We start from the raw sequence: 26712 nt of genomic DNA on the forward strand, positions 1-26712 counted from the left end.
AGTATAGCGCAGCCATCTGCCTGCAGAAATGCAACGGCCGGACAGTCTCCTGTCCGGCCGTGCCTTGTTCAGCTCTCCCGGGCGATGGCGCGGTAGCCGATATCGCTGCGGTAGAAGCTCCCTTTCCAGCTTATCTGTCGGGCCAGCTCGTAGGCGCCCTGCTGGGCGGCCTTTACGGTCTCGCCAAGCGCGGTGGCGCAGAGGACCCGACCGCCGCTGGTAACGACCTGGCCATCTTTCAGCGCAGTGCCGGCATGGAACACCTTGCCATTGTCGCTGACCGCCTCTTCCAGTCCGCTGATGACGTCGCCCTTGGCGTAGTCGGCAGGGTAGCCGCCGGCTGCCAGCACAACACCAAGACTGCAACGCGGATCCCACTGTGCACTGACCTGATCCAGCGTGCCCGCATTGGCTGCTTCAATCAGGGTAACCAGGCTCGACTGCAGGCGCAGCATGATCGGCTGGGTTTCCGGGTCGCCGAAGCGGCAGTTGAACTCGATGACCTTGGGATTGCCGTCGGCGTCGATCATCAGGCCGGCGTAGAGGAAGCCGGTATAGACGTTGCCTTCGGCCGCCATGCCACGCACGGTCGGCCAGATGACCTGTTCCATGACCCGCTGATGGACCTCGTCGGTCACCACCGGGGCAGGGGAATAGGCGCCCATGCCGCCGGTGTTGGGGCCGGTATCGCCATCGCCAACGCGCTTGTGATCCTGGCTGGTCGCCATCGGCAGCACGTGTTCGCCGTCGACCATGACGATGAAGCTGGCCTCTTCGCCGTCGAGAAACTCCTCAATGACCACGCGTGAACCTGCTTCGCCGAAGGCGTTGCCGGCCAGCATGTCGCGCACGGCATCCTCGGCTTCCTGCAACGTCATGGCAACGATCACGCCCTTGCCAGCAGCCAGGCCGTCGGCCTTGATGACGATCGGTGCGCCTTTCTCGCGCAGGTAAGCCAGCGCGGGTTCGATCTCGGTAAAGTTCTGGTACTCGGCAGTTGGAATCTGGTGACGGGCCAGAAAGTCCTTGGTGAAGGCCTTGGAGCCTTCCAGTTGCGCGGCCCCGGCGGTCGGGCCAAAGCAGGGCAGGCCGTGCGCGCGGAAACGGTCAACAACACCAGCAACCAGCGGGGCTTCGGGGCCGACGATGGTCAGGCTGACATTGTCCTTGGCAAAGGCAACCAGCTTGTCCAGTTCCAGCACGTCGATGGCGACGTTTTCGCACTTGGCCTCAATCGCTGTGCCGGCGTTGCCTGGGGCGACAAAGACCTTCTCGACGCGCTCGTCCTGCGCCACTTTCCACGCCAGCGCGTGCTCACGCCCGCCGCTGCCGATAATGAGTACATTCATGTAACTCTCCTGTGGAGAGAGCTTCAAGCTTCACGCTGCAAGCGGCGCTGTTTGGGCGCTCTGCTTGCGGCTTGCAGCTTGCGGCTCAGGGATTAGTGACGGAAATGGCGCATGCCGGTGAAGACCATGGCCATGCCGGCTTCGTCGGCTGCGTCAATCACTTCCTGATCGCGCATGGAGCCGCCGGGCTGGATAACGGCGCTGATGCCCACCTTGGCGGCGTTGTCGATACCGTCGCGGAACGGGAAGAAGGCATCGGATGCCATGACCGCGCCGGCGACCTGCAGGCCTGCGTGCTCGGCCTTGATGGCAGCGATGCGGGCGGAGTTGACGCGGCTCATCTGGCCGGCGCCGACTCCGATGGTCTGGCGGCCTTTGGCGTAGACGATGGCATTGGATTTGACGAACTTGGCGACTTTCCAGGCGAACACCAGGTCGTGGATTTCCTGTTCGGTCGGCGCGCGTTTGGTGACCACCTTCAGGTCGTCTGCGGTGATCATGCCGATGTCTCGGCTCTGCACGAGCAGGCCGCCGTTGACGCGCTTGTAGTCCCAGTCTGCCTGGCGCTCGGTGCCCCATTCGCCGCATTCCAGCAGGCGCACGTTGGCCTTGGCGGCGACCGCAGCACGGGCTTCGGCGCTGATGCGCGGGGCGATGATGACTTCAACAAACTGACGCTCAACGATGGCGGCAGCGGTGGCGCCGTCCAGCTCACGGTTGAAGGCGATGATGCCGCCGAAGGCGGATTCGCTGTCGGTCGCCCAGGCCAGATCGTAGGCCTTGCGGATGCCGCCTTCGTCTTCCGGTACCACCGCCACGCCGCAGGGGTTGGCGTGCTTGACGATGACGCAGGCCGGTTTGGTGAAGCTCTTGACGCATTCCAGCGCGGCGTCGGTGTCGGCCACGTTGTTGTAGGACAGTTCCTTGCCCTGCAGCTGGGTCGCGGTGGCGATGCTGGCTTCGGCCGGGGCAGCTTCCTTGTAGAAGGCTGCGGCCTGGTGCGGGTTCTCGCCGTAGCGCATGTCCTGCACCTTGATGAACTGGCTGTTGAAGGTGCGCGGGAAGGTAGCGCGGTCTTCGGTGCTCAGGGTGTCGCGGGTCTGCTCAATGGTGCCGAGATAATTGGCGATCATGCCGTCGTAGGCAGCGGTGTGCTCGAACGCCTTCAGGGCCAGGTCAAAGCGCTGGGCGTAGGTCAGGCCGCCGCTCTTCAGGGCTTCCACGATGCTGTCGTAATCGCTGGCGTTGACGACGATGGCGACGTCCTTGTGGTTCTTCGCTGCGCTGCGAACCATGGTCGGGCCACCAATGTCGATGTTCTCGATGGCGTCGGGCAGGGTGCAACCGGGCTTGGCGACGGTGGCGGCGAACGGATAGAGGTTGACCACGACCATGTCGATTGGCTGGATGCCGTGCTGCGCCATGACGTCGCCATCGAGGTCGCGACGACCGAGGATACCACCGTGGATCTTCGGATGCAGGGTCTTCACCCGGCCGTCCATCATTTCCGGAAAACCGGTGTAGTCGGCTACTTCAACAGCCTTGATGCCCTGTTCGCACAGCAGCTTGTAGGTGCCACCGGTGGAGAGGATTTCAACGCCCTGGGCGGTAAGCTCGCGGGCAAAGTCGACGATGCCAGTCTTGTCGGAAACGCTGATCAGTGCGCGGCGTACCGGCAGGCGGGTAGTTTGATCGGTCATCTTGGATCCAGGCTAGGTTCAAAAAATCAGCTTCAAGCTACAAGCCTCAAGCTTCAAGTGGAGGCAATTCTGGCTGGCAGCTTCAGAGCAGTCCGTACTGTTTGAGCTTCTTGCGCAGCGTTCCGCGGTTCAGGCCCAGCACTTCCGAGGCTCGCGTCTGGTTGCCCTTGACGTAATTCATCACGCTCTCAAGCAGCGGTGCTTCGACCTCCGAAAGCACCATGTTGTAGACGTCGGTAACGTCCTGGCCTTCGAGATGCTGGAAATAGTTGTGCAGGGCCTCTTCGACACTGTCGCGCAGCGTTCTCGGGGTGCGGATGTCATCAATCCCGGTTGCCGGGATGATGGATTGACTGCTGTCACTCACGGTGTGGCTTCCATCAGGTAGGGTGGTGTCGTAAATCATGCTGCCAGATCTCCTTCCAGCAGACGGGCGAAGTAATGCGCGATGGCGATGTGTTGCTGGTGCGCATCGGTAATGCGGTTGAACTCCCTGCGAAACTCGGTGGCGCCAGGCAGGGTTTGCAGATACCAGCTGACGTGCTTGCGGGCTATACGGGCGCCGTGCTCGGCGCCGTAAAAGGCATGCAGTGCGCTCAGATGGTCGGTCAGAATCTGCTGCTGCTCATCCAGTGACGCGGGCGGAAGGTATTGGCCTGTACGCAGAAAGTGGTCAATCTCGCGGAAGATCCACGGGCGGCCCTGGGCAGCACGGCCAATCATGACGGCGTCAGCGCCAGTGTGCTGCAGGACCTGGCGGGCCTTGTCCGGGCTGGTGATATCGCCGTTGGCGAATACCGGGATACGGATGCTTTGCTTGACTTCGGCAATGGTGTCGTACTCGGCGTGACCGGTGTATAGCTCGGAGCGGGTGCGGCCATGCACGGCAAGCGCCTGAATGCCACTGTCTTCGGCAATCCGCGCTACCCGCAGGGCGTTGCGATTCTCCGGATCCCAGCCGGTCCTGATTTTCAGGGTAACGGGAATATCAACGGCCTGAACCACGGCCTCGCAGATGGCTGCAACCAGCGGCTCGTCGCGTAACAGCGCAGAACCGGCGGCCTTGTTGCAAACCTTCTTTGCCGGGCAGCCCATATTGATGTCGATAATCTGTGCGCCCAGCTCGGCGTTCATCCGCGCCGCCTGTGCCATCATCTCGGGATCGCCACCGGCAATCTGCACCGAGCGTGGCTCGGGCTCACCCTCATGCACCAGACGCAGACGTGACTTGCGGCTGTTCCACAGCCGGGTATCACTGGTCACCATTTCGGACACGACCAGCCCGGCACCCAGTCGCCGGCACAGCTGCCGGAAGGGCTGATCGGTAACGCCGGCCATCGGGGCCAGAATCACACGATTGGTGAGTTGATAGGGTCCGATACTGATCACTGCTGGTCCATCCCTGTACTGTCGGTTTTCAGTGCGGCTGGCGGGTCGCTGTATCCCGTCCGCTCTGGCTCAGGGCGAAGATGGGCGAAAAGGGCGCACATGATACCCGCAAAGCATGACCGGTTAAAGACTGTTCTGGGTGTTTTTTGTACAGCTGACCAGCGAGTTTAGGCCAATTGGCGGCACCGCGCGACAGCCAGCGGTGCGCGCCGACGAAAGGCTCAGGGCGTGACGAAGTCCAGCTGGTAACTGGTTGCCTGCTGGCTCGGGGCGACCATGCTCAAGGCGATATGTATCGGCGTCTGTGACGGCATCAGAGTGCGCCCCGCCAGCTCGCCGGCCAGGTACTCGGTGGGACGAAAGTCGCGGGTCGTTGTAACGCGACCGCGGCTATCGCTGAATGCCATGCGGATGACCGGGAATGGCTGGTCGAAATCGGCTCGGTTGTAGATGATGAGATTGATGTCCAGCGTGTTCGGAAACTCCGGGTGCGGGCGGACCAGCAGGTTGCTGCTCCGAATCTGGCTGATATCGACGCGCGCCGGCAGGCGGCAGCCGGTAATCAGACAGATACTCTCCAGCGTGGGGCGCAACTGTGCATTGCGCGCCCACGCATCCAGGTTGTACAGCGCAGCCTGGGTGGCCAGAGCCGCTATTGCGAGCAGACACAGGATGCCCCACAGCCAGTTGTGGCGTGCGCGACGTCGGCTAAGTGGTGCTTCGAACGGCAAGGGCTCATCTTCCAGCTCCGGCAGGTGCAGCAGATCGCCAAAGGCCGGCTCTCTTTGTGCCGGTACGCTGTCCGTCTCCGTATCGGGCACCACTGAGAACGCGGGCTCCCTGCGATCACGGTGTATCGGCTCGTCGGTGTCGTCCGGTTGCGGCACGATGCGGTCGTCGGGCATGAGGGGAGTGGACGGCACCACCTGTGCCGGCGCTGAGGCGGTATCGTTGGTGGTCGAGCGACTGGCGCTTAACGGGCCGATATCACGCGCAGGTGGCGTCGCCAGAAAGGATTCGTCGAGATCCGGCTCATCTTCAATCAATGCGTCAAGGCTGGTTCCGATCCTGGCGTCGGTTTTACCGCGGGCCGGCGTCACGTCATCTGCAGGGTCGACGTCGCCGGTTGCAGGGGGTGGGCTGCCCGCTGCAGATGGATTGATCTCGTCGAGAATGGACTCGTCCAGACCCAGGGCTTCCAGATCCAGGTCGTCCAGTTCCAGGTCGTCATGGATCAGAAAATCCTCCCGATGGGAGCTCGCGGGCCGTTCGGGCGCTGCCGGCAGGTCTGCCATTGCGCTCTGAGGCAAGGCGTTGAACACCTTGAGGCAGGCGCCGCAACGGACATGCCCTGCGGCGGCATGCAGTTGCTCATGAGTCAGACGAAAGTGCGTCTTGCAGAAGGGGCACTGGGTGACCTGCAGTTCACTCATGGATGGCCGGCTGTCCTGTTGCGGAGGTTTGCTGTTCGAGTCGGTATTCTGCCCGGATCAGGGGCGGGCTGTCACCGGCGACGGCCGCTGACCCGAATCCAGCCTTCCTGGTTGGCGACCGGGTCCAGCTCGAAGTCGTCGCGGTAAGCCTGCAGAATCTCGTCGGTCTGTTCCGCGAGGATGCCGGACAGGGCCAGCAGGCCCCCGGGTTTTACCAGGCTGGCCAGACGCGGCGCCAGGCTGACCAGCGGGCCGGCGAGGATATTGGCCACCAGCACATCAGCCGGTGTATCCGGCATCTGCTCGGGCAGATAGAGATCAAAGCGGTTATCGGCAACCTGGTTGCGCTGGGCGTTGTCGCGCGAGGCCTCGAGTGCCTGAATGTCGATATCGGTACCGACGGCGTGCTCTGCACCCAGCAACAGGCCGGCGATGGCCAGGATACCTGAGCCGCAGCCGAAGTCGATCAGTGTCTTGCCTTGCAGCTGCTGTGCGTCCAGCCATTGCAGGCACAGTGATGTCGTCGGGTGGGTACCGGTACCGAACGCCAGACCGGGATCCAGCAGCAGGTTGACCGCGTCGGGCTCTGGCGCTGCATGCCAGCTGGGTACGATCCACAGACGCTCACCGAAACGCATGGGGTGGAAATTGTCCATCCAGCTGCGCTCCCAGTCCTGATCCTCGATTTTTTCCAGCTCGTGCGGCGGCAGCTCGGCTTGCCACAGCAGGCGCAGATGCTGCAGCAGTGCTTCCGGGTCGGTGTCTGCTTCGAACAGCGCGAGCAGGTGAGTGTTTGACCACAGCGGGGTGGTGCCCAGGTCCGGCTCGAAGATGGGCTGGTCTTCGGCATCCATAAAGGTGACCGACACAGCGCCGAGTTCCAGTAGCTGATCTTCCAGCGTGGGGGCCTGTTCGGGGGTAATGGCAAGACGCAGTTGCAGCCAGGACATGGGGGCTCCTTTGGCGCAGCTTCAAGCGGCAAGCTTCAAGCTGCAAGATCAGCAGAAAAAGAAGGGGAGCGATAATTCGCTCCCCCGAATGGTGCAGATAATACGCTGTGAGCCTGCAGCTTGCAGTTACTTCCCTGCCAGCTTGTGCTCCAGATAGTGAATGTTGACGCCGCCCTTGCAGAAGCCGGGGTCGCGGACCAGTTCACGGTGCAGTGCGGTATTGGTCTTGATGCCGTCTACTACCAGCTCGTCGATGGCGTTGCGCATACGTGCAAGTGCTTCATCGCGCGTCGCGCCGTAGGCGATCAGCTTGCCGATCAGCGAGTCGTAGTTCGGCGGAACCTTGTAGCCACTGTACAGGTGGGAGTCGACACGGATGCCGTTGCCGCCTGGAGCGTGGAAGAAGGTGACCGTGCCGGGGCTGGGCATAAAGGTCTTCGGATCTTCGGCGTTGATGCGGCACTCGATGGCGTGGCCACGAATGACAACATCTTCCTGGCGAATGCTCAGCGGCTGGCCCGATGCGACAAGGATCTGCTCCTTGACGATGTCGATGCCGGTGACCATTTCCGAAACCGGATGCTCAACCTGTACGCGGGTATTCATTTCGATGAAATAGAACTCGCCGTTTTCATACAGAAACTCGAAGGTGCCTGCGCCACGGTAGCCCAGATCGATACAGGCCTGAACGCAGCGGGCCTGAACTTCGGCGCGCGCCTTCTCGTCGATGCCGGGTGCCGGCGCTTCTTCGATGATCTTCTGGTGACGGCGCTGCAGCGAGCAGTCGCGGTCGCCCAGGTGAACGGCATTGCCCTGACCGTCCGACAGTACCTGCACTTCCACGTGACGCGGATTGGTCAGGAACTTTTCCAGATAGACCATCGGGTTGCCGAAGGCAGCGCCCGCTTCAACCTGGGTCAGCTTGATCGACTTGATCAGCTCGGACTCTTCATGCACGACGCGCATGCCGCGACCGCCACCGCCACCGGCGGCCTTGATGATGACCGGGTAGCCGACGCGCTGGGCAATCTTCAGGCACCCGGCTTCGTCTTCCGGCAGTGGGCCATCGGAGCCGGGCACGGTTGGTACGCCGGTTTCCTTCATGGCGGCAATCGCGGAGACCTTGTCGCCCATCAGGCGGATCACGCTGGCGCTCGGGCCGATGAAGGTGAATCCGGAGTTTTCCACCTGCTCGGCAAAGTCTGCACGCTCGGCGAGGAAGCCGTAGCCGGGGTGGATACCGTCAGCGCCGGTGACCTCTGCAGCGCTGATGATCGCCGGAATATTCAGGTAGGAATCGGTCGCCGGTGCCGGGCCGATGCAGACGGTTTCGTCTGCCATGGCCAGGTGCATCAGCTCGCGGTCGGCAGTGGAGTGCACTGCCACGGTTTTCAGACCGAGTTCCTTGCACGCGCGGATCACGCGCAGGGCAATTTCACCTCGGTTGGCAACTAGTACTTTTTGCATCTAAGCCTCCGGCCCGGGCTCAGGCGATGCTGAACAGCGGTTGATCGAATTCGACCGGCTGGCCGTTGTCTACCAGAATCGCCTGGACCACGCCGCTCTTGTCGGCTTCGATGTGGTTCATCATCTTCATCGCCTCGACGATGCACAGCACGTCGCCGGCCTTGACGGTCTGGCCCACTTCAACGAATACGGCCGCAGTCGGGGACGGCGAGCGGTAGAAGGTGCCAACCATCGGCGAGCGAACCAGGTGGCCACTCGGTTCGGCCGGAGCTGCTGGCTCGGCGGCCGGTGCGGCGGCCGGTGCAGGCGCGGCGGCAACCGGGGCCGGAGCAGGGGCTACCTGATACTGCGGTACCGGTGCGTGCTGGCTGTGACGGCTGATGCGAACCGACTCCTCGCCCTCATGTATTTCCAGTTCGTCGATGCCGGACTCTTCCAGAAGTTCGATGAGTTTTTTGACTTTGCGAATATCCATTGATGCATGCACTCCAGAGCAGGTTGCGTAATCAGTTTTGGTCGATCTTGTGTATCGCGGCTTGCAGGGCCAGCTCGTAGCCCTTGGCTCCCAGACCGCAGATCACTCCCTCGGCTACGTCCGAAAAGTAGGAGTGATGACGGAAGGGTTCGCGCTTATACACGTTGGATAAGTGAACTTCGATGAATGGGATGCTCACTGCGAGCAATGCGTCACGTATTGCGACGCTGGTGTGGGTAAAAGCAGCCGGATTGATGATGATGAAGTCGATGGCTTCGTCACCCGCGGCATGAATGCGTTCGATCAACTCATGCTCGGCGTTGCTTTGCAGGCTGAGCAGATGATGCCCCTGCTGGCTGGCCAGTTCGCGCAGGTGCTGGTTGATCTGATCCAGTGTCGTCGCGCCGTAGACGCCGGGTTCACGGCTGCCGAGGCGGTTCAGGTTGGGTCCGTGGAGGACCAGGATGCTGGCCATTGTGCGTGTATTCCATTGCAGGACGGGTGCGCTGCGGCAGTGACCCGTCAGTCAAGATTTTTCCGGCAGTTTGCCGTAATCAGGTCGGCCTGTCCAGAAGTGGACTGTTGACATCAGATGTCAGCATGATGGCTGCATTATGGCGCAATCTTTTCCTGCGCGGACTGGCTGGCGAGGCTGCTGAATTCTTCCAGTGAGACTTCGCCCTGAATGCGCAGGTCACGGCGTTCCTGTCCGTTGGTGGCAAAAAACAGGTAGGCGGGTGGGCCGAACAACTGGTGGCGGGTCAGCCAGGCTCGTTGTTCCGGGCTGTTGTCGGTCAGATCAAGCTTGATGCGCAGATGGTTGGCCAGCAGTGCCTGTACCTCTGGTTGGCTGAGGATGGTGCGCTCCATGATCTTGCAGCTGATGCACCAGTCGGCATAAACATCGACGATCGCGGGCTGGCCGCGCTCGGCAGCCAAAGCCAGCTGGCGTTCGAGTTCGACGGGCTCCCTGATCAGCGTGAAAGCCGCAGTGGCCGGCTGAGTCGCGCTGCCGCCAGCCAGTGGCTGCAGCGGCCTGAGCGGGTCTTCGCCGCCAGCCAGTGCGCCGAACAGCGCGGCTGCGGCATACAGCGCAAACAGCAGGGCTATGGTCTGACGAAGGTAGTTGCCGCCTTGCATCAGCCCGAGCCGCACGGCGAGACCTGCGGCCAATGCAGCCCACAGGGCGAGGCTTATCGGGCCCGGCAGGACACGTTCAAGCAGCCAGATGGCGACTGCCAGCAAGCCAAAGCCGAACAGATGCTTGACCGTTTCCATCCACGGGCCGGAACCGGGCAGCAGGCTCTTGCCGAACAGGGTTACCAGAATCAGCGGCACCCCCATGCCCAGACCCAGGGCGAACAGGTTTAGGCCGCCGCCTATGGTGTCCCCGGTGCTGCTGATGTAGACCAGCGCGCCGGCCAGCGGTGCAGAGATGCAGGGCGATACCACCAGTGTCGACAGCGCACCCATGGCAGTGGCGCCGGGCAGCGAGCCGCCGTGGGCTCGGCGATTCAGGCGTTCCAGCGGTTCGCGCAGGAACTCGGGCAAGCGCAGATCGAACAGGCCGAACATGGCCAGTGCGAACAGCACGAAGAACACCGCGAAGGTGCCCAGTATCCAGGGTGATTGCAGCCGCGCCTGCAGGTTGAGGGCGGCGCCGAAGCTGCCGATCAGGGCGCCGACAATGGCCAGCGTCACGGCCATGCCAAGCACGTAGCCAAGCGAAAGCGACAGCGCGCGGCCACGGCTGATATGGCTGCGGCCCAACACCATGCTGGAGAGAATCGGCAGCATGGGCAGTACGCACGGGGTAAAGGTCAGGCCGATGCCGGCCAGCAGAAACAGCAGCCAGGTCATCAGGCGATCATGCTCCTGATCGTCGGGGGCTGTTGCCGTTGCCGGCTCTGTGGCAGAGGCGTTGCTGCTTGCTGTGGTGCCGCCGGCAGCCGGTGCCGGCAGATCCAGCATGACGGTTTCCGGCGGGTAACAAAGACCCGCGTCGGCGCAGCCCTGGAAGCCGACCCGCAACTGGGTCTGACCTGCGGTCAATTGGCTGGCGTCGAGCTGAATCTGCAATTGGTCGTAGTAGACCTCAACGTCGCCGAAATACTCGTCTGTCTTGTGTTTGCCTTCCGGCAGGCTGATCTGCAGGTCTTGGTCCGGGCTTTGCGGGTTGCTCAGGTGCAGGCGGTGGCGATACAGGTAGTAACCAGGCGCCATTTCAAAGATGACCGTGACCTGTTGCGCGCTGGCGTCAAGAATATCCGGGCGAAAGGCCTGATCAACCGGCAGAAAGGTATTTTGGCTGCTGCCGCTCTGGATCAGCCCGGTAAGAGAGCCATTGCCGGAGAGTTGGGCGTGGACGCTGGCGCTTAGCAATACCAGCAGCATCAGGCAAAAACGAAACGCGCGCATGGGATAACCGACCGAAAAGTGGACGGTCATCATAAAGGCTGACGCAGGCAGGTGAAAGGCACTGGCCATGAGGCGCAGTGCCGCAATTGTTGCTGAATGGCTCAGCCGGTCAGATTCGGAAGGCGGAGACCGCCGACAGCAGGGCGCGGCTGCGCTGGCTGATCTGCTGGGTATGCTGGCGGGTATGCACCACCATGCCGAGGTTGGCCTCGCTCAGATGGTGAATCTGCTGGCTGTTTTCTCGGATGGTGCGCACCCGATCAGACTGGGCGTCGGTGTGGGTGGCGATATGCTCGGCCAATTCATTGATGCGCTCGATGGCGTTGACGATGCGGCCCAGTGCCGCGTCCGCCAGTTGGCCTTGCTCGGCGGTATTGCGTGCGTGCTTGACCTGCTCCTCCATCTGACCGGCGGACTGGCGAGCCACCTGTTGGAGCCGTTCGATAAGCTGACGGATTTCCTGGGTCGAGCCGGCAGTGCGCTGGGCCAGCCCCCGCACTTCATCGGCGACCACGGCAAAACCGCGCCCGGCCTCACCAGCCCGGGCCGCCTCAATGGCGGCGTTCAGGGCCAGCAGGTTGGTTTGCTCGGCAATGCCCTGAATAACCTCCAGCACGCTGCCAATGGTGTCTGATTCGGCCACCATGCGGTCGATGGTACGGGCGCTGTTCTGTACCTCGACCACCAGTTGCTGCATCTGGGCGATGGTGCCGCCAATCACCTGCTGGCCATCGCGCACCTCGCGGTTGGCGATCCGTGCCAGCTCGGCGCTTTCGCCGGCGTTGGTGGCCACCAGACGGATGGCTTCGTCCATGCCGCCGATATCCTGGTTGATTGACTGGGTGTCGCGCTGTTGCTGGGCTGCCCGGTCATGGGTGTCGGCAGACAGTCTTTCCAGGTCGTCGCTGGTGCCGCTCAGTGCCTCGGCCTGCTGATTGATGGTGGTCACCAGTTCGATCAGATACTGGCGCAACTGGTTGGCCGAATGCTCGAGCTGTTTCAGTTCCTGTACCCGACTGCGGGTAGCAACGGGCTTGGTGAAGTCACCGCCGGCGTAGGTCGACAGGACCGGCGCGAACTGGCTGATGCCGTTGGCCAGGGAGCGCTGCATGCGCTCGATCAGAATCGCGATCAGAATCAGCATGGCGATGATGCCCAACTGAACGTTGCGCACCTGGGCGGTGACACGGTCGCGGGCAGCGGTCAGTGCCGGCCGCATTTGCTCGGCCCCTTGCAGCAGGCCGGCGATCCGCTCGCCGGTGATCTGTTGCAGTCTGGCGCGCTCGCTGATCAATGCGCTGGTTCGTTCCAGTTCTGCCGGGTAGCGGTTGAGCAGCGATTGCAGGGCGCGCTTGTAGTCGCTGCCAGGGTCGCTGGCGCTTGCCTTGCTGCCTGTATCGACACCCAGCAATGAGGCGAAGGGGTCGTTGCTTTTCTGCTGCGCCTCGACCACGCCGAGCAGCGGCAGCCGGTCGAGCTCGTCGGCGTTCTGGCGTGTGGTGGCAAGCAGGCGCTGCAGGTTTTCAATCAAGGCGGGATCGTTCTGGCTGAACAGGCGGGCTCTTGCCAGGCTGATCCGCACCAGGTTGGCCTGCAATTCGTCAATCAGGCGCACATAATCTGCCGCCGCCTCAGCGCCCTGGCGTTGTCCGTCGCGGCTGTAGGCAGCCAGGTGTGAAAGTTCGGCCAGCACTTCGCGCTCGGCCTGAATCAGTAATGCCTGCGGATCACCGGCCAGCTTGCCGACCGCCAGCAGATCGGTCTGCATAAACTCGACAAACTCTGCCAGAGGTGCGTCGAATGGCTGGCGGATGGTTTCCGGGAACTGCTGCAGGTTTTGTTGCAAGGCGGCAGCCGTATTCTGGGCCTGTTGCAGGCGCAGGGCATCACCGTGCTGGCGGTAGGCCTCGGTGTCCTGTTGCAGGGATTGGGTCTGTCCGACCATGTTGAGATAGGCGTCCATCAGTGCATAGGGAGCCTTCAACGCTTGTTGCGACCACCACAGGCTGGCACCCAGCGCTACGCCGGCAGCAGCGAGCAGCACGGTATTGAACAGGGTGAGAGATTTCAGGCGCATGGCAGTACCCCGGTAGAATCGGACTGCCGGGATAATAATGTCAGTTGTGTGACAGCTTGATGAATGCGCTGGCCGGATGATGGCGCGCCCCCGGCAGTGCGTTTTCGCTGATCTGCGCAGCCATTCAAACAGCCGTGATATGCTGGTCCGCAGAATAGCCACAGGAGTCGGAATATGAAATTTGGCAAGCGCAACGCAGCTACGGGCGGCGACGGTCATGGCTCACTGGTAAGCAGCGCAGTGCTGGCACTGGTTGTGATCTGGCTCTTTATCTGCCTGCTGGTGGGCTGGTACTGGAGCAGCGAGCCTGATCTGGAGTCGGTTGCCGGTGCCCCGCAACCCGAGATGGTCAATGGCGAATACACCGCCCGCACCCTGCGAGCTGTGGTGCAGACCCTGCTTGAGAAGCCGGGTGGCTACCTGAGCAACGACATCATGCCGCCCGGTCTGTGGCTGGATAACATGCCGCGCTGGGAGTATGGCGTGCTGGTTCAGGTGCGTGACATGACCCGTGCGCTGCGCCGCGATATGGCGCGTTCGCAGTCGCAGTCTACCGAGGACCGTGATCTGGCCAAGGCGGAGCCGCGGCTGCATTTCGACAACAACAGCTGGGCCATGCCGGCCAGCGAAAGCGAATACCGCGACGGTATTCGCTCACTCGACAGCTATATCGAACGCCTGCAACGCGGTGAGGCGGACTTCTACTCCCGTGCAGACAACCTCTCCAGCTGGGTAGGGGATGTCAGCACCCGTCTTGGCTCCATGTCGCAACGCCTGTCTGCCAGTGTGGGGCGCGCGCCGTTGACGACCGGCGGAAAGCTTGGCGAGACAACGCCCTGGCTGGAAATCGACGACGTGTTCTACGAGGCTCGCGGTACTTCCTGGGCCCTGGTGCAGCTGCTTCGTGCGGTTGAGCATGACTTCGCCGATGTGCTTGAGAAGAAGAACGCGCTGGTGAGCCTGCAGCAGATCATCCGTGAACTGGAAGCCACCCAGCAGACATTGTGGAGTCCGATGGTGCTGAACGGTGACGGCTTCGGCATGCTGGCCAACCATTCGCTGGTCATGGCCAACTATCTGTCCCGTGCCAACGCCGGCATGATTGAACTGCGCCGTTTGCTGGAACAGGGCTGATTTGTGGATCAGCAACACATCGTGGCCTATCTTCAGGCTTCCGGCAGCGAGCGGGTGATTCATGTCGATGAGCAGGATCGTGAACTGGGTGTCGTGTCGCGTGCCGACGCTCAGTCGCGTGGTCTGATTACCCGTTGTACCTTTATTTTCGTATTCAACTCCCTCGGTGAGCTGTGTGTGCATCAGCGCACGCCGCATAAGCGTCTTTATCCTTCCTTCTGGGATGTGGCTGCAGGCGGTGTGGTGGCGGCCGGTGAGAGTTATCTGCAGGGCGCTGAGCGGGAGCTGGCAGAGGAGTTGGGAGTGTCCGGCGTGCCGTTGACCGAGCACTTCCGGTTTTTCTTCAACTCGGCCGAGAGCCAGCTGTGGGGTGGGGTATTCAGTTGCTGCTGGGATGGCCCGCTGACGCTGCAGCCGGAAGAAGTGCAAGCGGTGCGCTGGGTGGACCCGCGCAGCGACTGGCAGCGTGCGGGGGAGCAATATGCTCCCGACTCCCTGGAAGCGCTGGCGCGTCTGCTGCAACACTCGTCATTGGAACTTCATGCATGAAAAAAACCGGTTTGCAGGCCCTGGGTGGCCTGGTGTATTCGACCGATGCCGGGCGTCTGTGCCCGGGCTGTGAACAGCCGGTGGCGCAATGTCGCTGTGCTGACCAGGCTATTCCCGAGGGTGACGGCATCGCCCGGGTGCGCCGGGAAACCAAAGGCCGCGGTGGCAAGACGGTAACCACCGTGACCGGTGTACTGCTGAACGCCGATGACCTCAAGGCGCTGGCCAAGCGGCTGAAGAATCGCTGCGGCTGTGGCGGCGCGGTAAAGGACGGCATTATCGAGATTCAGGGCGACAAGGCCGATCAGGTCTGCGAGCTGCTGGTGGCGGAAGGGTTCAAGGTCAAGCGCGCCGGAGGCTGAGCGGGTGATCCTTCGGCGGCAACTGCTGAGCGCCTGGCGCGACCCGCTGGCGCAGCGCCGGGTTTGGCATATCGCGCTGCCGCTGATTCTCTCCAATATCAGTGTGCCGCTGGTCGGGTTGGTCGATACCGCGGTTATCGGGCATATGGACGGGGCCCATCATCTGGGCGCTGTGGCTGTTGGCAGCACGCTGTTTACCTTCGTGCTCTGGGCAACGGGCTTTCTGCGCATGGGTACCACCGGGTTTGCGGCGCAGGCCTGTGGCAGCGCAGATGGCGATCAGCTCCGACGTATCCTGCTGCAGGCAATCTGGCTGGCGGTGTTGATCAGTGCACTGGTCTGGCTGTTTCGCACGCCGCTACTGAATATGGGGCTGCACTATCTGCAGAGCAGTGAGGCGCTGCTTGAGCAGGCCCGCGCCTATTTTCAGATTCGCCTGATCAGTCTGCCGGCGGCACTGGCCAACTTTGTGCTGATCGGCTGGTTTATCGGCGCCCAGAACAGCCGCGTGCCGTTCGCGATGCTGCTGACCGTCAACCTGACCAATATGCTGCTGGATGTGCTGCTGGTGGTTGGGCTGGATCTGGGCGTGCAGGGTGCGGCCTGGGCCAGCGTCTGCGGTGATGTGCTCGGCTTGCTGCTCGGGCTCGCGCTTGTGCGGTCTATCCTGCGGCAATACCCCGGGGCGTTTGACTGGGTGCGAGGTCTCAGGCTCAAAGGCGCGGCGCCGCTGCTGCGGGTCAATCGGGATATTCTCATTCGCACCCTGGCGTTGCAGTCGGTGTTCTATCTGCTGGTGGTGCAGGGTGCCAGGCTCGGAGATGAGGTGGTCGCGGCCAACGCGGTGCTGCTCAACTTTCTGCTGATTACCTCCCATGCGCTTGATGGTCTGGCACATGCGCTCGAAGCGCTTGGCGGTCACGCCCTAGGCAAGCGGGACAGGCGTGGGCTGGTCCAGGTGCTGGTGATTACCACCGGCTGGTCGCTGGTGCTGAGCCTGGCTTTTGTTGCGGCGTTTGCTCTGGGCGGCGATCTGCTCATTCGTTTGCTTACGGATTTGCCGGAGGTGAGGGCACTGGCCCGGCAGTATCTGGTCTGGGTTACGATCATGCCGCTGGTGACCGTCTGGAGTTATCTGCTTGACGGCTTGTTCATCGGCGCGTCCCGCGCGTTGGCCATGCGCAATACCATGCTGCTCGCGCTGGTGTGCTACTTGCCGCTGGCGTGGGCCTTGCAAGGCCAAGGTAATCATCTTGTCTGGTTTGGCTTTTTGACGTTTATGGCGTTGCGCTCGCTGCTTCTGGGGGGCTGGTTTGCCTGGCTCTGGCGCACGGACCGCTGGATGCAGCTAGATTAGAAGTGATGCTGAAAGGGCTGGGCAGTAATGGGAGAAGAGCAATGATAGAGGCGTCCATACCGGCAGATGAACAGCAGCGTCTGGCCGCGCTCCGCGCCATGCAACTGCTGGATACGCCACCTGATCCGCATATTGATGCATTGCTGCGCATCGCTCAGCGGATGTTTGGCGTGGGCAGTACGCTGGTGACCCTGATCGACACTGATCGCCAGTGGTTCAAGGGGCGCATCGGAGCGACGAATCTTGAAGGGCCGCGCAACGTTTCGTTCTGCGGTCACACCATTCTGTCCGACGATATTCTCTACGTGCAGGATGCGCACGCCGATGAGCGCTTTTTCGATAATCCGGCCGTAACCGGCTATCCGTTTGTGCGTTTTTATGCGGGCATTGCCCTGCATGCGCCCGATGGCAGCAGGATCGGCTCGTTCTGTGTGCACGATACCGCGCCGCGTGAGCTGACCGACAGCGAACGTGAGGCGATGGGCGACTTTCAACAGTTGCTGGAGGCCCTGTTTGTTGCGCATCAGTTGCGCATGGATGCGGCCTGGCTGCAGGAGGCGCTGGGTGCGGCCGAGCGGCGGGCGCTGATTGATCCATTGACGCAGTTGTGGAACCGTCAGGGGTTGCGCACCATGTTGCCTGCGATCATCAGTCGTGCCGAGCGCGAGGGGTTGCTGGTCGGCTTTGTCTATGGCGATCTGGATCATTTCAAGCGGATCAATGATGAGCGTGGGCACGCTGGTGGTGACCAAGTGCTGATTCAGGCCGGCCAGCGCATGGTGGCGACGATTCGTCCGCACGACCTGGCATTGCGGCTGGGCGGCGAGGAGCTGGCGGTATTAGCGCTGGTACAGGGTCAGGATGAGCTGGATACCGTTGCAGAGCGTTTGCGCGATAGTTTCTGTCGCCACGCCTTCGAACTGGAAGATGGTCCGCTGGAGGTCACCATCAGCCTGGGGACCGCATTGGCCGCAGCGCAGGATGTGGATGGCGCTGCTCAGAATCTCATCGCCCGTGCTGATGCTGCACTTTACCGGGCAAAGCGTGAGGGGCGTAACCGTGTGGTTCGCGGTTAGTCGAGCGTAGTAGCCGGGCGCAGCCACCAGTGCAGGTAGCGTCCCAGATGCTGGTAGGCAGGATGCTGGCTGTAGCGCAGCTCGTATTCAATCAGATCTTCGAGGCTGCTGTTACTGCAGAAGGGCTCCGGCATGTAGTCATAGAACACCCGTACGCCGCTGGTGGCCAGGCAGCTAAGGCTCGCCGCGGCGATCCACTGCATGGCGTCACGCGGGTCAATCGGCTGCTGCGGGGTCAGCCCGCTCGTGCCCTGGCCGGACAACGGCTTCTTGCGCAGCTTTTTGAACTGACCCTTGACCAGATTCTTGTAGATCAGTGCGTCGCGGTTGTAGAACGCGAGGGACAGCGCGCCGGCGGGCTGCACGAGGGCGGCCAGTTGCTGCAGCGCCTGCGCCGGGTCGGCCAGCCATTCCAGTACCGCATGACAGATCACCAGGTCATACCGTTCACCCTGCGCGGCGAGATCCTGCAGCGGCGCCTGCATGAAGCGTACGGGCAGGGCGGGGTTGCTGGCGTTGATGCGCTCACGGGCCGCATCAAGCATCGCTTCTGAAGGTTCGGCGACGGTGAGCTGATGGCCAAGGCCGGCCAGCCAGCCGCTGATCTGGCCGAGGCCGGCGCCAATGTCGAGAATGTGCAGCGGCGATTCTGCCTGCAGCAATGCCGGCAGCCATTGCTGCAGGTCGCGCTGCAACACGGCCAGACGAATGGCACCCTTGGGGCTGTCATAGATGCGCTGGGCGAAACGGGCGCCCAGGTGGTCAAAGTAGCGGTCGGTCATGGCGAGACTCTGCCGTGCAGGCATAAAAAAAGCCAGCTTGTGGCCGGCTTTTTAGCGGGGCGAAACGCTTATTTTTGGTAAGCGTTTACAGCCTTGACGATTTCCGCGCGGGCTTCATCAGCGCCGCCCCAGCGGTCAATCTTGACCCACTTGCCGGGTTCGAGATCCTTGTAGTTCTCGAAGAAGTGCTGGATTTGCTGGATCAGCAGTTCCGGCAGGTCGGTGTATTCCTTGATATCGCGGTACAGCACGCTCAGCTTGTCGTGCGGGACGGCGATCAGTTTGGCATCTCCGCCGCCATCGTCGGTCATGTGCAGAACGCCAACCGGGCGTGCGCGGATAACTGCGCCGGGAGCGACCGGATGCGGGGTAACGACCAGCACGTCCAGCGGATCGCCGTCGTCAGCCAGGGTGTTCGGGATGTAGCCGTAGTTGGCCGGGTAGAACATAGGGGTCGCCATGAAGCGATCAACGAACAGGGTGCTGCTGTCCTTGTCGATCTCGTACTTGATCGGCGCATGGTTGGCTGGGATTTCGATAGCGACGTAGATGTCGTTGGGAATGTCTTTGCCGGCGGGGATCTTGTCGTAGCTCATGGGTTACCTGAGGGGCCATAGTTGAAAACTGGCCGGCATTATAGGCGCATCGCCGGCCGATACCAAGCAAAAACGGGGTGAACCTTGGTCGTAGATGTGCTCTGGCCGAGAGTGTCGGCCACGGCTGTCGGGAAATGGGCGCACAAGCGCCGCCACGCGTGCATCGGCGCGGCGGCGCAGGGCGTCAGAGTTTCAGTGCGAAGTACATGAAATCGTGGTCGTTGGAGAAGCCCAGCGAGCGATACAGACTTTGTGCAGCCACGTTTTCCTCGCCGGTCATCACGGTCATTCGCTTGACCCCGGCCTCGCGCGCCATGTTCTTGGCGTGATTGATCAGCTTGTCGGCAACCAGTTGACGACGCGCCTCCTCGGTGACGTAGATGCCTTTGAGTACCCAGCTGGCCGCAAGCGTCAGGGCCGAGAAACTGGGAATGAACTGGCAAAAGCCGAGGGCCTTGCCGCTGTCTTCATCCTCGGCGATCAGAATGATGGCCTGTTCGTGTACCAGCCGCGCTTCGAGGAAGCGGCGCGATGCCTCGGGCAGCGGCGGCTGGCCGTAGAACTCGCGGTACTTGATAAAGAGCGGCGTCACCTCGTCGAGTCGATCGATATCAGCCTGGACTATGCGCATACGAGTGCTCCAATTATGGTCATTAAGTGGCTGGCAGGTTTTGGGTGGTCATTAACAGCATCGTGCATCAGTACTTTTGAATCTGCAATCGCAGGCCCCTAAAAAAGCTGGGATGCGGTGCTTGCGGGCGCACAGACGCGTTGTGTCGGCCGGCTTTTGGAGCGCTGTCGCGCGGCGGCAGGCGTTCAGGTGGTTCCGATGCTTGACATACTGCCGGCCGTCGCCATGCTGTTGCGCTTTCAGCTTTCAGCTTTCAGCTTTCAGCTTTCAGCTTTCAGCTTTCAGCTTTCAGCTTTCAGCTTTCAGCTTTCAGCTTTCAGCTTTCAGCGTAAGCTGTAGCCATTCGATTGTGACAAGGACATTTCATGCATCTCCACATTCTCGGCATCTGCGGTACGTTCATGGGGTCGCTGGCGTTGCTGGCACGCGAACTGGGCCATCAGGTCAGCGGCTCGGACGCCAACGTCTATCCGCCGATGAGTACCCAGCTCAGCGAACAGGGTATTGCCTTGCAGGAGGGGTACCGTCCCGAGCATCTGCAGCCGGCCCCGGACATGGTCATCGTCGGCAATGCCATGGCCCGCGGCAACCCGGCAGTGGAGTACATGCTGGATCAGGGCATGCCCTACATGTCCGGCCCCGAATGGCTGGCGCGGCATGTGTTGCAGGATCGCTGGGTACTGGCGGTAGCAGGCACCCATGGCAAAACCTCGACCTCCAGTCTGCTGGCCTGGCTGCTGGAAGACGCCGGCATGTCGCCCGGCTTTCTCATCGGCGGGGTGCCGCAGAACTTCGGGATTTCCGCGCGCCTGGGGGGCACGCCGTTCTTCGTCGTCGAGGCGGACGAGTACGACAGCGCCTTTTTCGACAAGCGCTCCAAGTTCGTGCACTACCGTCCACGCACGGCGGTGCTGAACAACCTTGAGTTTGATCACGCGGATATCTTCCCGGACCTGGCCGCCATCGAGCGGCAGTTCCACCATCTGGTGCGTACGGTTCCGGCTACCGGCTTGATCATTCATCCGGCCCAGGATGAGGCGTTGCAGCGCGTGATCAAGATGGGCTGCTGGACCCCGTGCCAGACCACTGGCGAGGGCGGCAACTGGCAGGCCCGGCTGCTGAGTGACGACGGCTCGCGCTTTGAAGTCTGGCTCGATGGGGAGCTGCAGGGCGTCGCCGAATGGCAGCAGACCGGCCAGCATAGCGTTGCCAACGCGCTATCGGCGCTTGCGGCCGCGCGTCACGTTGGCGTGACGCCGGCGCAGGGTATCGCTTCGCTTGGCGGGTTCCGCAATGCCAAGCGGCGCATGGAGAAGCTGGCCGAGATCAATGGCATCAGCGTCTACGATGACTTTGCCCATCACCCAACGGCGATTGCGACCACGCTGGCCGGTATTCGGGCGCAGATCGGTGACGCGCCGTTGATTGCGGTAATTGAACCGCGCTCCAATACCATGCGTCTGGGTAGTCACATGGCTGCGTTGCCGGCCAGCGTTTGTGATGCCTCGCAGGTGTTCTGGTATCAGCCGGCAGGGCTGGACTGGTCGCTTGAGAGCGTGGTTGCAGATAGCCCTGTACCGGCGCAGGTGGCCAGTGATCTGGATGCCATTGTCGAGCAGGTGGTCGCTGCGGCGACCCCGCAAACACGGGTAGTGGTGATGAGTAACGGTGGCTTTGGTGGTATTCATCAGCGCCTGATTCAGGCCCTGGAGGCGCGCCATGGTTGAGCGAGTTACGCTGGCGGTAACCGGTGCCTCGGGCGTGCAGTATGCGATGCGGCTGCTTGGCTGCCTGGTCGAGGCCGGGGTAGAAGTGTCGTTTCTGATTTCGCAGGCAGCGCAGCTGGTCGCGGCAACGGAAACCGAGTGGCGGTTGCCGCCCAAGCCGCAGGCACTGGAGCAATACCTGACCGCGCAGTTCAAGGCGGCCGAAGGGCAGATCCGGGTGCATGGCAAGCAGGACTGGATGGCGCCGGTGGCTTCGGGCAGCGGCGCGCCAGCGGCGATGGTGGTGTGTCCCTGTTCGACCGGCACGCTGTCGGCGATTGCAACCGGAGCCAGCAACAACCTGATCGAGCGGGCGGCGGATGTGGCGCTGAAGGAGCGGCGCAAACTGATTCTGGTACCACGCGAGACGCCGTTCTCCAGCATTCATCTGGAAAACATGCTCAAGCTCAGTCAGATGGGGGCGGTCATCATGCCGGCCAGTCCCGGCTTTTATCACAAGCCGCAGTCGATTGATGATCTGATCGATTTTGTGGTGGCGCGGATTCTGGGGCAGTTGGGGATGGAGCAGGCACTTATCCCGCGCTGGGGAGAGTAGCCCGCGACCCGCGACCCAGCTGTCGTGGGTCGCGGGTTGCAGCACTTGTCTGAATCAGACGAAGTACAGCGACAGGCCTTCGGAGATGAACGCGGGCTTGTCGACGCCTTCAATTTCCAGCGTGTTGCGGGCTTTCATCAGCCACTGTCCCGGGTTCTTCTCAGTCACGTCGAGGATGGTGGTGTGCAGACGAACGCGCGAACCCACGCGCACCGGCTGGATGAAGCGCAGGCTGTCCATACCGTAGTTGACGGCCATTTTCAGGCCTTCCGGGCGCGGCATCAGGCCGGCTGACAGGGCCGGCAGCAGCGACAGCGACAGGAAGCCGTGGGCGATGGTGCCGCCAAACGGGGTCTGCTTGGCCTTTTCTTCGTCAATGTGGATGAACTGGTGGTCGCCAGTGCACTCGGCGAACTGGTTGACGCGCTCCTGGTCGATCTGCAGCCAGTCAGAATGGCCCATATCCTTGCCGATCAGGGACGTAAGTTCAGAAACGGGAATGGCTTTCATCGTGCTCTCCGTGACTCTTATTGTGAGGGTGTGCGTGCCCGCGGCATTGTTGCTACCCTGCCGCAGGAAAATAATGTTCGCAGGCATGGTTGCAAGTGGGGCGGGCGGCGGTCAATGCAAGCCGGGCTTCCATAGGTTTGCTGAATGATTCGACCACCTGTCGGCAGGCTATGTCGTGTCGCAGTTGATGGCAAGGGGGATGTTGTGAGCGAGCAGGTCGCGCTTTTTCCGCTGAAGACCGTGTTGATGCCGGGCTGTTATCTGGATTTGCAGATATTTGAAGCGCGCTATCTCGATATGGTCAGCCGCTGCTTTCGTCAGCAGCAGGGTTTCGTTGTGGTCGGGCTTGAGGAAGGTTCTGAGGTGGGTTCGAGCAACCTGCGTTTCAGCGCCATTGGCTGCGAGGCGCGGATTATTGACTGGCAGCAGCGCGACAACGGCCTGTTGGGGATTCGTGTCGAGGGGCACCGCCGGGCTCGGCTTGCGCAGGTCGAGGTGGCCGCCGATGGCTTGGTATGTGCTGAAGCACAGTGGTTGCCGGAGGCCCTCGATGCGCCGCTGGAGGCCGAGCACGACGAGTTGCTGGCGTTGCACGCGGCTTTGCTGGAACACCCGCTGGTCAGCAATCTGCAGATGCCGGCGGTTGCCGGGAGTCAGCAGGCGCTGGCCTGGCAGCTGGGCTATCTGCTGCCGCTCAGCATGGAACAGAAGACCTCGTTGCTGGCAATGACGCCGCCATTGGAGCGGCTTGATCAGATTGGTGACTGGCTGGCGCAGATGCAGGCATAAAGGCTACGGCGCCGTCAGCAGCAACCAGCATGCGATCAGATAAGGCCAGGATGCGACCAGCAGTCTTGCCAGGGGCGGCATTGGTGCCAGCGGGCTGGCGCGCTGGACCAGCCAGCTGGACAGCAGCACTGCACTGCTGGCGCACAGCAGGCTGCTCAGCAGCGCCATCGGATCGGCAACCTGTTGCAGCAGCAGGTTGCTGTCGAGCAGCGCCAGCAGTGGCAACGGATAGAGTAACCAGCTGACCCGGGTCCAGAATCCCTGCCCACGGTTGCAAAGCACGATGCTGACTCCCAGCATGGCCGTGATCAGGGCGGCAATGCTGCTGGCCGTGGACAGCTCGGCCAGCCAGCTCAGAGCAAGGGTCAGCGTCAGGGCGAGCAGAAGCAGCCAGCACGCGCCCCATTGCCGGGCCAGCAGCAGGCTCAGGGGGATCGGCAGGGCCAGCAGCAGCACCTCCGGCTGTGGCCGGGCAAGCGCTGGCAGGCCAGGCAGCTGCAGGTGCTCCCGGCTGGCAACCAGAGTGGCGCTGAATACATCCAGTGTGTGCTGCTGCAGGATCAGCACCAGCAGTGCCAGCAGGCACAGGCCGGCAGCTGCCAGCGGGCTCCAGCGGCGCTGCCAGCGCAACAGGTAAAGGCTACCGCCCAGCACAATCGCGGCGCCGGCGGCCAGGTTCAGCGCCTGGCCCCAGAACAGTGGGGGGACGGCCCAGCTTGCTGCCTGCCCTGCGGTGTAGCCGGGAATAAGGTAAGCAGGCGCCCAGGCCAGAGCCGAAAGAACGTTGATGGCGATAAAGCGCCAGGCAGGCATGTCGAACATGCCGGCGATCATCGGGATGATCGGGCGCAGCGGGCCGATAAAGCGGCCAAGTACCACGCTTAGCCAGCCGTAGCGGCGGAAAAAGCGTTCCCCCTGGTCAATCCACTGCGGATTGCGCCGGAACAGCGGGAGGCGGCGAATGTCCTGATGAAACCAGCGGCCCAGGGCAAAGCTGAGCAAGTCGCCCAGCACGGCTCCGGCAAAGGCCCAGATGACGGCCTCGGTCAGTGATACGCCGGCGCCCGCTGCCAGTGCGGAAATGGCGAACAGCAGGAAGACGCCAGGCACCACCAGTCCGGCTACCGCCAGCGATTCGGTGAGCGAGACCAGGAAAATGGCAATGCCGAGCCACTGCTGGTGGCTTGCCAGCCAGTCCGTGAGGGAACTCAGCATGTCACATCCCCTGTGCTCGCGCTGGCGTTGGCCAGAGCCTGTGCATGATCCATTGTCCGATAGTCGCGGCCGGGCAGTCGGCTGCGCCCCAGCGGGTTGCGGGTGCAGTGCGGGGCATAGGCAGCGTCTACCCAGCGATACGGCAGATGTTCATCGCGGCCGCTCGGAATGCCGAGGCGAGGAGCCTGAATCACCTGCTCGGGGCGGTAGCCGTCATCCTCAATCAGCAGCCAGTGTGCATCGAACCTGCGGGCGTTCCATTCCGGTACCCGAATGGCCAGCGAGCGGCACAGCAGCGTCTGTCCGGCGCACAGGCGCTCGGGACGGCGTGGCTGGCCATTGCGCTGCGGGTTGAGTTGTTGCATGCGCGTGAGGCTGCTTGGCGGGCTGATGGCATCGATGACCGGATGCGCTGATTTGAGCAGTACGCCACAGCCTTCGCCCAGCGCGCTGCAATTCATCGAGTCGCCGCCACGGGCGTAGTACATGTAAATGGTGCCAGGGTCCATGAACAGGGCGCGCCTGGCCTGGGTGAACCCCAGCGAAGCGTGACTGCCGCGCTCCTCCAGCAGGTAGGCCTCGGTCTCGATGATGCGGGCGGCCAGCCACTGGTCGCCGAGCCGTCGGCGAATGACCTTGCCCAACAGCGCAACCGCCAGTTCGCGTGCGTCGCGCTGAAAGAACCGCTCTGGCAACGGGGTCGGAGAGGGACGGTTGGTACGGGTATCGGGCATGGGATCATGGTAGCAGGGGTTGCATGACACATTGAATTGCACAGCGACCGCAGGCGGCGCTGTCAAGCCAATGGCGAGCCCGCTATAATGCCGCATTTGGCCAGACAGGGGCAGGTGACAGCATGAGCGTTGAACAGGTAGCGGTATACATGACCGAGCTGGGGCAGAAGGCCCGCAAGGCCTCGCGAGTGATTGCCCGCACCCCGACCGCCGTCAAGAATGCTGCCCTGCTGGCTACCGCCGAGGCGATTGAAGCGGCCGCCGAGCGTCTGGTTGCAGCCAATGAGCTGGACCTGCAGGCCGGCCGCGACAACGGCCTTGATGAGGCGATGCTCGACCGTCTGGCGCTCACGCCGGCCCGTCTGGCCGCTATGGTCGAAGGCTTGCGCCAGGTGGCGGCACTTCCCGACCCGGTGGGCGCCATTCGCGACATGAAGTTTCTGCCTTCGGGCATCCAGGTTGGCAAGATGCGCGTGCCGCTCGGTGTGATCGGCATCATCTATGAGTCGCGTCCGAACGTGACCGTCGAGGCTGCCAGTCTGTGCCTCAAGTCCGGCAATGCCTGCATTCTGCGTGGTGGTTCCGAGTCCATCCATTCCAACCGAGCGATCGCCGAGTGCCTGCGTGAAGGGCTGGCGGCAGCGGGTCTGCCCAACGAGGTCGTGCAGGTGGTGGAAACCACCGATCGCGCCGCCGTGGGTGCGTTGATCACCATGCCCGAATACGTTGACGTGATCGTGCCGCGCGGTGGCAAGGGCCTGATCGAGCGCATCAGCAAGGACGCGCGTGTGCCGGTGATCAAGCACCTGGACGGCATCTGCCACGTCTATGTCGATGACCGCGCCGATTTCGACAAGGCCGAGGCTATCGTCATCAATGCCAAGACCCACCGCTATGGCGTGTGCAACGCGATGGAGACGCTGCTGGTTAACCAAGCCGTCGCCGAGCCGTTCCTCAAGCGTGTTGCCCCGCTCTATGCCGCCAAGGGCGTTGAGCTGCGCGGCTGTGCGGCGACCTGTGCGCTGCTGCCGGAGGTGGTCGCAGCGACCGAGGAGGACTGGTCGACCGAGTATCTGGCGCCGATTCTGTCGATCCGCATCGTTGCCGACATGGACGCCGCGATTGAGCACATCAACATCTACAGTTCGCAGCACACCGATGCGATGGTCTCGGAAGATTACACCCGTGCCCGTCGGTTCATTGCCGAAGTGGATTCCAGTTCGGTGATGATCAACGCCTCGACCCGCTTTGCCGATGGCTTCGAGTATGGTCTGGGTGCGGAGATCGGTATTTCCACCGACAAGATTCACGCTCGCGGTCCGGTTGGCCTGGAAGGGTTGACCAGCGAAAAGTACGTGGTGTTCGGTGACGGCCATATCCGTCAGTGAGCCGTTATT

General features: G+C 62.3%; 27 protein-coding genes. 10 read left to right on the forward strand and 17 right to left on the reverse strand.

The features are described from left to right. Positions 1 to 68: 68 nt before the first annotated feature. From purD to O5O48_RS09990, 11 genes are all read right to left on the reverse strand, one after another. Positions 69 to 1349 (reverse strand): phosphoribosylamine--glycine ligase, encoded by a 1281-nt coding sequence (gene purD, locus O5O48_RS09940; RefSeq protein WP_269686902.1) that lies wholly within the window; start codon positions 1347 to 1349, stop codon positions 69 to 71. A 92-nt stretch (positions 1350 to 1441) separates the two neighbouring features. Then, positions 1442 to 3049 carry a bifunctional phosphoribosylaminoimidazolecarboxamide formyltransferase/IMP cyclohydrolase gene (gene purH, locus O5O48_RS09945; RefSeq protein ID WP_228245213.1) on the reverse strand — a complete coding sequence of 536 codons (1608 nt, stop codon included), beginning with the start codon at positions 3047 to 3049 and terminating at the stop codon, positions 1442 to 1444. Positions 3050 to 3131: 82 nt separating this feature from the next. Then, positions 3132 to 3455, reverse strand: a complete 324-nt coding sequence (gene fis / locus O5O48_RS09950; RefSeq protein ID WP_088273456.1) for a DNA-binding transcriptional regulator Fis — start codon at positions 3453 to 3455, stop codon at positions 3132 to 3134. Continuing rightward, the gene (dusB, locus tag O5O48_RS09955; protein WP_269688686.1) at positions 3452 to 4387 is read right to left on the reverse strand and encodes a tRNA dihydrouridine synthase DusB; all 936 of its coding nucleotides are present in this window, start codon (positions 4385 to 4387) and stop codon (positions 3452 to 3454) included. Before dusB ends, fis begins: the two co-directional genes overlap by 4 nt. 272 nt (positions 4388 to 4659) lie before the next feature. After that, complete coding sequence (locus tag O5O48_RS09960) at positions 4660 to 5871, reverse strand: DUF3426 domain-containing protein (protein ID WP_228245216.1); 1212 nt, start codon at positions 5869 to 5871, stop codon at positions 4660 to 4662. A 71-nt stretch (positions 5872 to 5942) separates the two neighbouring features. Then, positions 5943 to 6821, reverse strand: coding sequence for a 50S ribosomal protein L11 methyltransferase (gene prmA / locus O5O48_RS09965; RefSeq protein WP_269686903.1), 879 nt, complete (start codon positions 6819 to 6821; stop codon positions 5943 to 5945). A gap of 126 nt (positions 6822 to 6947) precedes the next feature. Continuing rightward, the gene (gene accC / locus O5O48_RS09970) at positions 6948 to 8288 is read right to left on the reverse strand and encodes an acetyl-CoA carboxylase biotin carboxylase subunit (RefSeq protein WP_269686904.1); all 1341 of its coding nucleotides are present in this window, start codon (positions 8286 to 8288) and stop codon (positions 6948 to 6950) included. 19 nt (positions 8289 to 8307) lie between these two features. Further along, positions 8308 to 8763 carry an acetyl-CoA carboxylase biotin carboxyl carrier protein gene (gene accB, locus O5O48_RS09975; protein WP_233048328.1) on the reverse strand — a complete coding sequence of 152 codons (456 nt, stop codon included), beginning with the start codon at positions 8761 to 8763 and terminating at the stop codon, positions 8308 to 8310. A gap of 31 nt (positions 8764 to 8794) precedes the next feature. Next, positions 8795 to 9238 (reverse strand): type II 3-dehydroquinate dehydratase, encoded by a 444-nt coding sequence (gene aroQ / locus O5O48_RS09980; protein ID WP_228245221.1) that lies wholly within the window; start codon positions 9236 to 9238, stop codon positions 8795 to 8797. Between the two features lie 137 nt (positions 9239 to 9375). After that, the gene (gene dsbD, locus O5O48_RS09985) at positions 9376 to 11181 is read right to left on the reverse strand and encodes a protein-disulfide reductase DsbD (protein WP_269686905.1); all 1806 of its coding nucleotides are present in this window, start codon (positions 11179 to 11181) and stop codon (positions 9376 to 9378) included. A gap of 109 nt (positions 11182 to 11290) precedes the next feature. Further along, positions 11291 to 13258: a methyl-accepting chemotaxis protein gene (locus O5O48_RS09990; protein WP_233048326.1), complete on the reverse strand. Its 1968-nt coding sequence runs from the start codon at positions 13256 to 13258 to the stop codon at positions 11291 to 11293. A gap of 174 nt (positions 13259 to 13432) precedes the next feature. Here O5O48_RS09990 and O5O48_RS09995 point away from each other — a divergent pair, with 174 nt between their 5' ends. The 5 genes from O5O48_RS09995 to O5O48_RS10015 are packed head-to-tail and all read left to right on the forward strand — an operon-like array spanning position 13433 to position 17736. After that, positions 13433 to 14392: a DUF2333 family protein gene (locus O5O48_RS09995; RefSeq protein WP_269686906.1), complete on the forward strand. Its 960-nt coding sequence runs from the start codon at positions 13433 to 13435 to the stop codon at positions 14390 to 14392. A 3-nt stretch (positions 14393 to 14395) separates the two neighbouring features. Continuing rightward, entirely contained in the window at positions 14396 to 14941 is a 546-nt protein-coding gene (locus O5O48_RS10000; protein WP_269686907.1) for an NUDIX hydrolase, read from the forward strand. After that, complete coding sequence (locus O5O48_RS10005; RefSeq protein WP_088273464.1) at positions 14938 to 15303, forward strand: translation initiation factor Sui1; 366 nt, start codon at positions 14938 to 14940, stop codon at positions 15301 to 15303. Before O5O48_RS10000 ends, O5O48_RS10005 begins: the two co-directional genes overlap by 4 nt. A gap of 4 nt (positions 15304 to 15307) precedes the next feature. Then, a complete protein-coding gene (locus tag O5O48_RS10010; protein ID WP_269686908.1) occupies positions 15308 to 16660 on the forward strand; it encodes an MATE family efflux transporter in 1353 nt (450 codons plus the stop codon). A gap of 41 nt (positions 16661 to 16701) precedes the next feature. Then, positions 16702 to 17736 carry a GGDEF domain-containing protein gene (locus O5O48_RS10015; RefSeq protein ID WP_269686909.1) on the forward strand — a complete coding sequence of 345 codons (1035 nt, stop codon included), beginning with the start codon at positions 16702 to 16704 and terminating at the stop codon, positions 17734 to 17736. Here the strand turns inward: O5O48_RS10015 and O5O48_RS10020 are convergent. The 3 genes from O5O48_RS10020 to O5O48_RS10030 form a co-directional block, all read right to left on the reverse strand. Then, positions 17733 to 18518, reverse strand: coding sequence for a methyltransferase domain-containing protein (locus tag O5O48_RS10020; RefSeq protein ID WP_228245233.1), 786 nt, complete (start codon positions 18516 to 18518; stop codon positions 17733 to 17735). The two genes, O5O48_RS10015 and O5O48_RS10020, sit on opposite strands and share 4 nt — an antisense overlap. 68 nt (positions 18519 to 18586) lie before the next feature. Further along, positions 18587 to 19114: an inorganic diphosphatase gene (gene ppa / locus O5O48_RS10025; protein ID WP_088273467.1), complete on the reverse strand. Its 528-nt coding sequence runs from the start codon at positions 19112 to 19114 to the stop codon at positions 18587 to 18589. A gap of 184 nt (positions 19115 to 19298) precedes the next feature. Further along, positions 19299 to 19745, reverse strand: a complete 447-nt coding sequence (locus O5O48_RS10030) for a GNAT family N-acetyltransferase (RefSeq protein WP_088273468.1) — start codon at positions 19743 to 19745, stop codon at positions 19299 to 19301. A 198-nt stretch (positions 19746 to 19943) separates the two neighbouring features. On the opposite strand from O5O48_RS10030, the gene O5O48_RS10035 reads away from it, so the two are divergent. From O5O48_RS10035 to O5O48_RS10045, 3 genes are read left to right on the forward strand one after another with little or no spacing between them, the layout of a single operon-like run. Next, complete coding sequence (locus O5O48_RS10035) at positions 19944 to 20084, forward strand: hypothetical protein (protein WP_269686910.1); 141 nt, start codon at positions 19944 to 19946, stop codon at positions 20082 to 20084. A gap of 26 nt (positions 20085 to 20110) precedes the next feature. Further along, on the forward strand, positions 20111 to 21472 hold the full coding sequence (mpl, locus tag O5O48_RS10040; protein ID WP_228245234.1) for a UDP-N-acetylmuramate:L-alanyl-gamma-D-glutamyl-meso-diaminopimelate ligase: 1362 nt from the start codon (positions 20111 to 20113) through the stop codon (positions 21470 to 21472). Continuing rightward, positions 21465 to 22067 (forward strand): flavin prenyltransferase UbiX, encoded by a 603-nt coding sequence (locus O5O48_RS10045; protein ID WP_269686911.1) that lies wholly within the window; start codon positions 21465 to 21467, stop codon positions 22065 to 22067. Before mpl ends, O5O48_RS10045 begins: the two co-directional genes overlap by 8 nt. Positions 22068 to 22121: 54 nt before the next feature. Here the strand turns inward: O5O48_RS10045 and O5O48_RS10050 are convergent, their stop codons facing one another. After that, on the reverse strand, positions 22122 to 22577 hold the full coding sequence (locus O5O48_RS10050; protein ID WP_088273471.1) for a MaoC family dehydratase: 456 nt from the start codon (positions 22575 to 22577) through the stop codon (positions 22122 to 22124). A 246-nt stretch (positions 22578 to 22823) separates the two neighbouring features. Between O5O48_RS10050 and O5O48_RS10055 the strand changes: the two genes are divergently transcribed. Further along, complete coding sequence (locus O5O48_RS10055; RefSeq protein WP_269688687.1) at positions 22824 to 23366, forward strand: LON peptidase substrate-binding domain-containing protein; 543 nt, start codon at positions 22824 to 22826, stop codon at positions 23364 to 23366. 3 nt (positions 23367 to 23369) lie between these two features. On the opposite strand, the gene O5O48_RS10060 is transcribed toward O5O48_RS10055, so the two are convergent. Then, on the reverse strand, positions 23370 to 24581 hold the full coding sequence (locus O5O48_RS10060) for a DedA family protein (protein ID WP_228245238.1): 1212 nt from the start codon (positions 24579 to 24581) through the stop codon (positions 23370 to 23372). After that, a complete protein-coding gene (locus O5O48_RS10065) occupies positions 24575 to 25345 on the reverse strand; it encodes a DNA-3-methyladenine glycosylase (protein ID WP_410172310.1) in 771 nt (256 codons plus the stop codon). Before O5O48_RS10065 ends, O5O48_RS10060 begins: the two co-directional genes overlap by 7 nt. A 92-nt stretch (positions 25346 to 25437) precedes the next feature. Between O5O48_RS10065 and O5O48_RS10070 the strand changes: the two genes are divergently transcribed. Then, complete coding sequence (locus O5O48_RS10070) at positions 25438 to 26703, forward strand: glutamate-5-semialdehyde dehydrogenase (RefSeq protein WP_228245241.1); 1266 nt, start codon at positions 25438 to 25440, stop codon at positions 26701 to 26703. Positions 26704 to 26712 lie beyond the last annotated feature (9 nt).

This window comes from Halopseudomonas sp. MFKK-1 (assembly GCF_027474385.1).
Classification (GTDB): Bacteria; Pseudomonadota; Gammaproteobacteria; order Pseudomonadales; family Pseudomonadaceae; genus Halopseudomonas; species Halopseudomonas aestusnigri.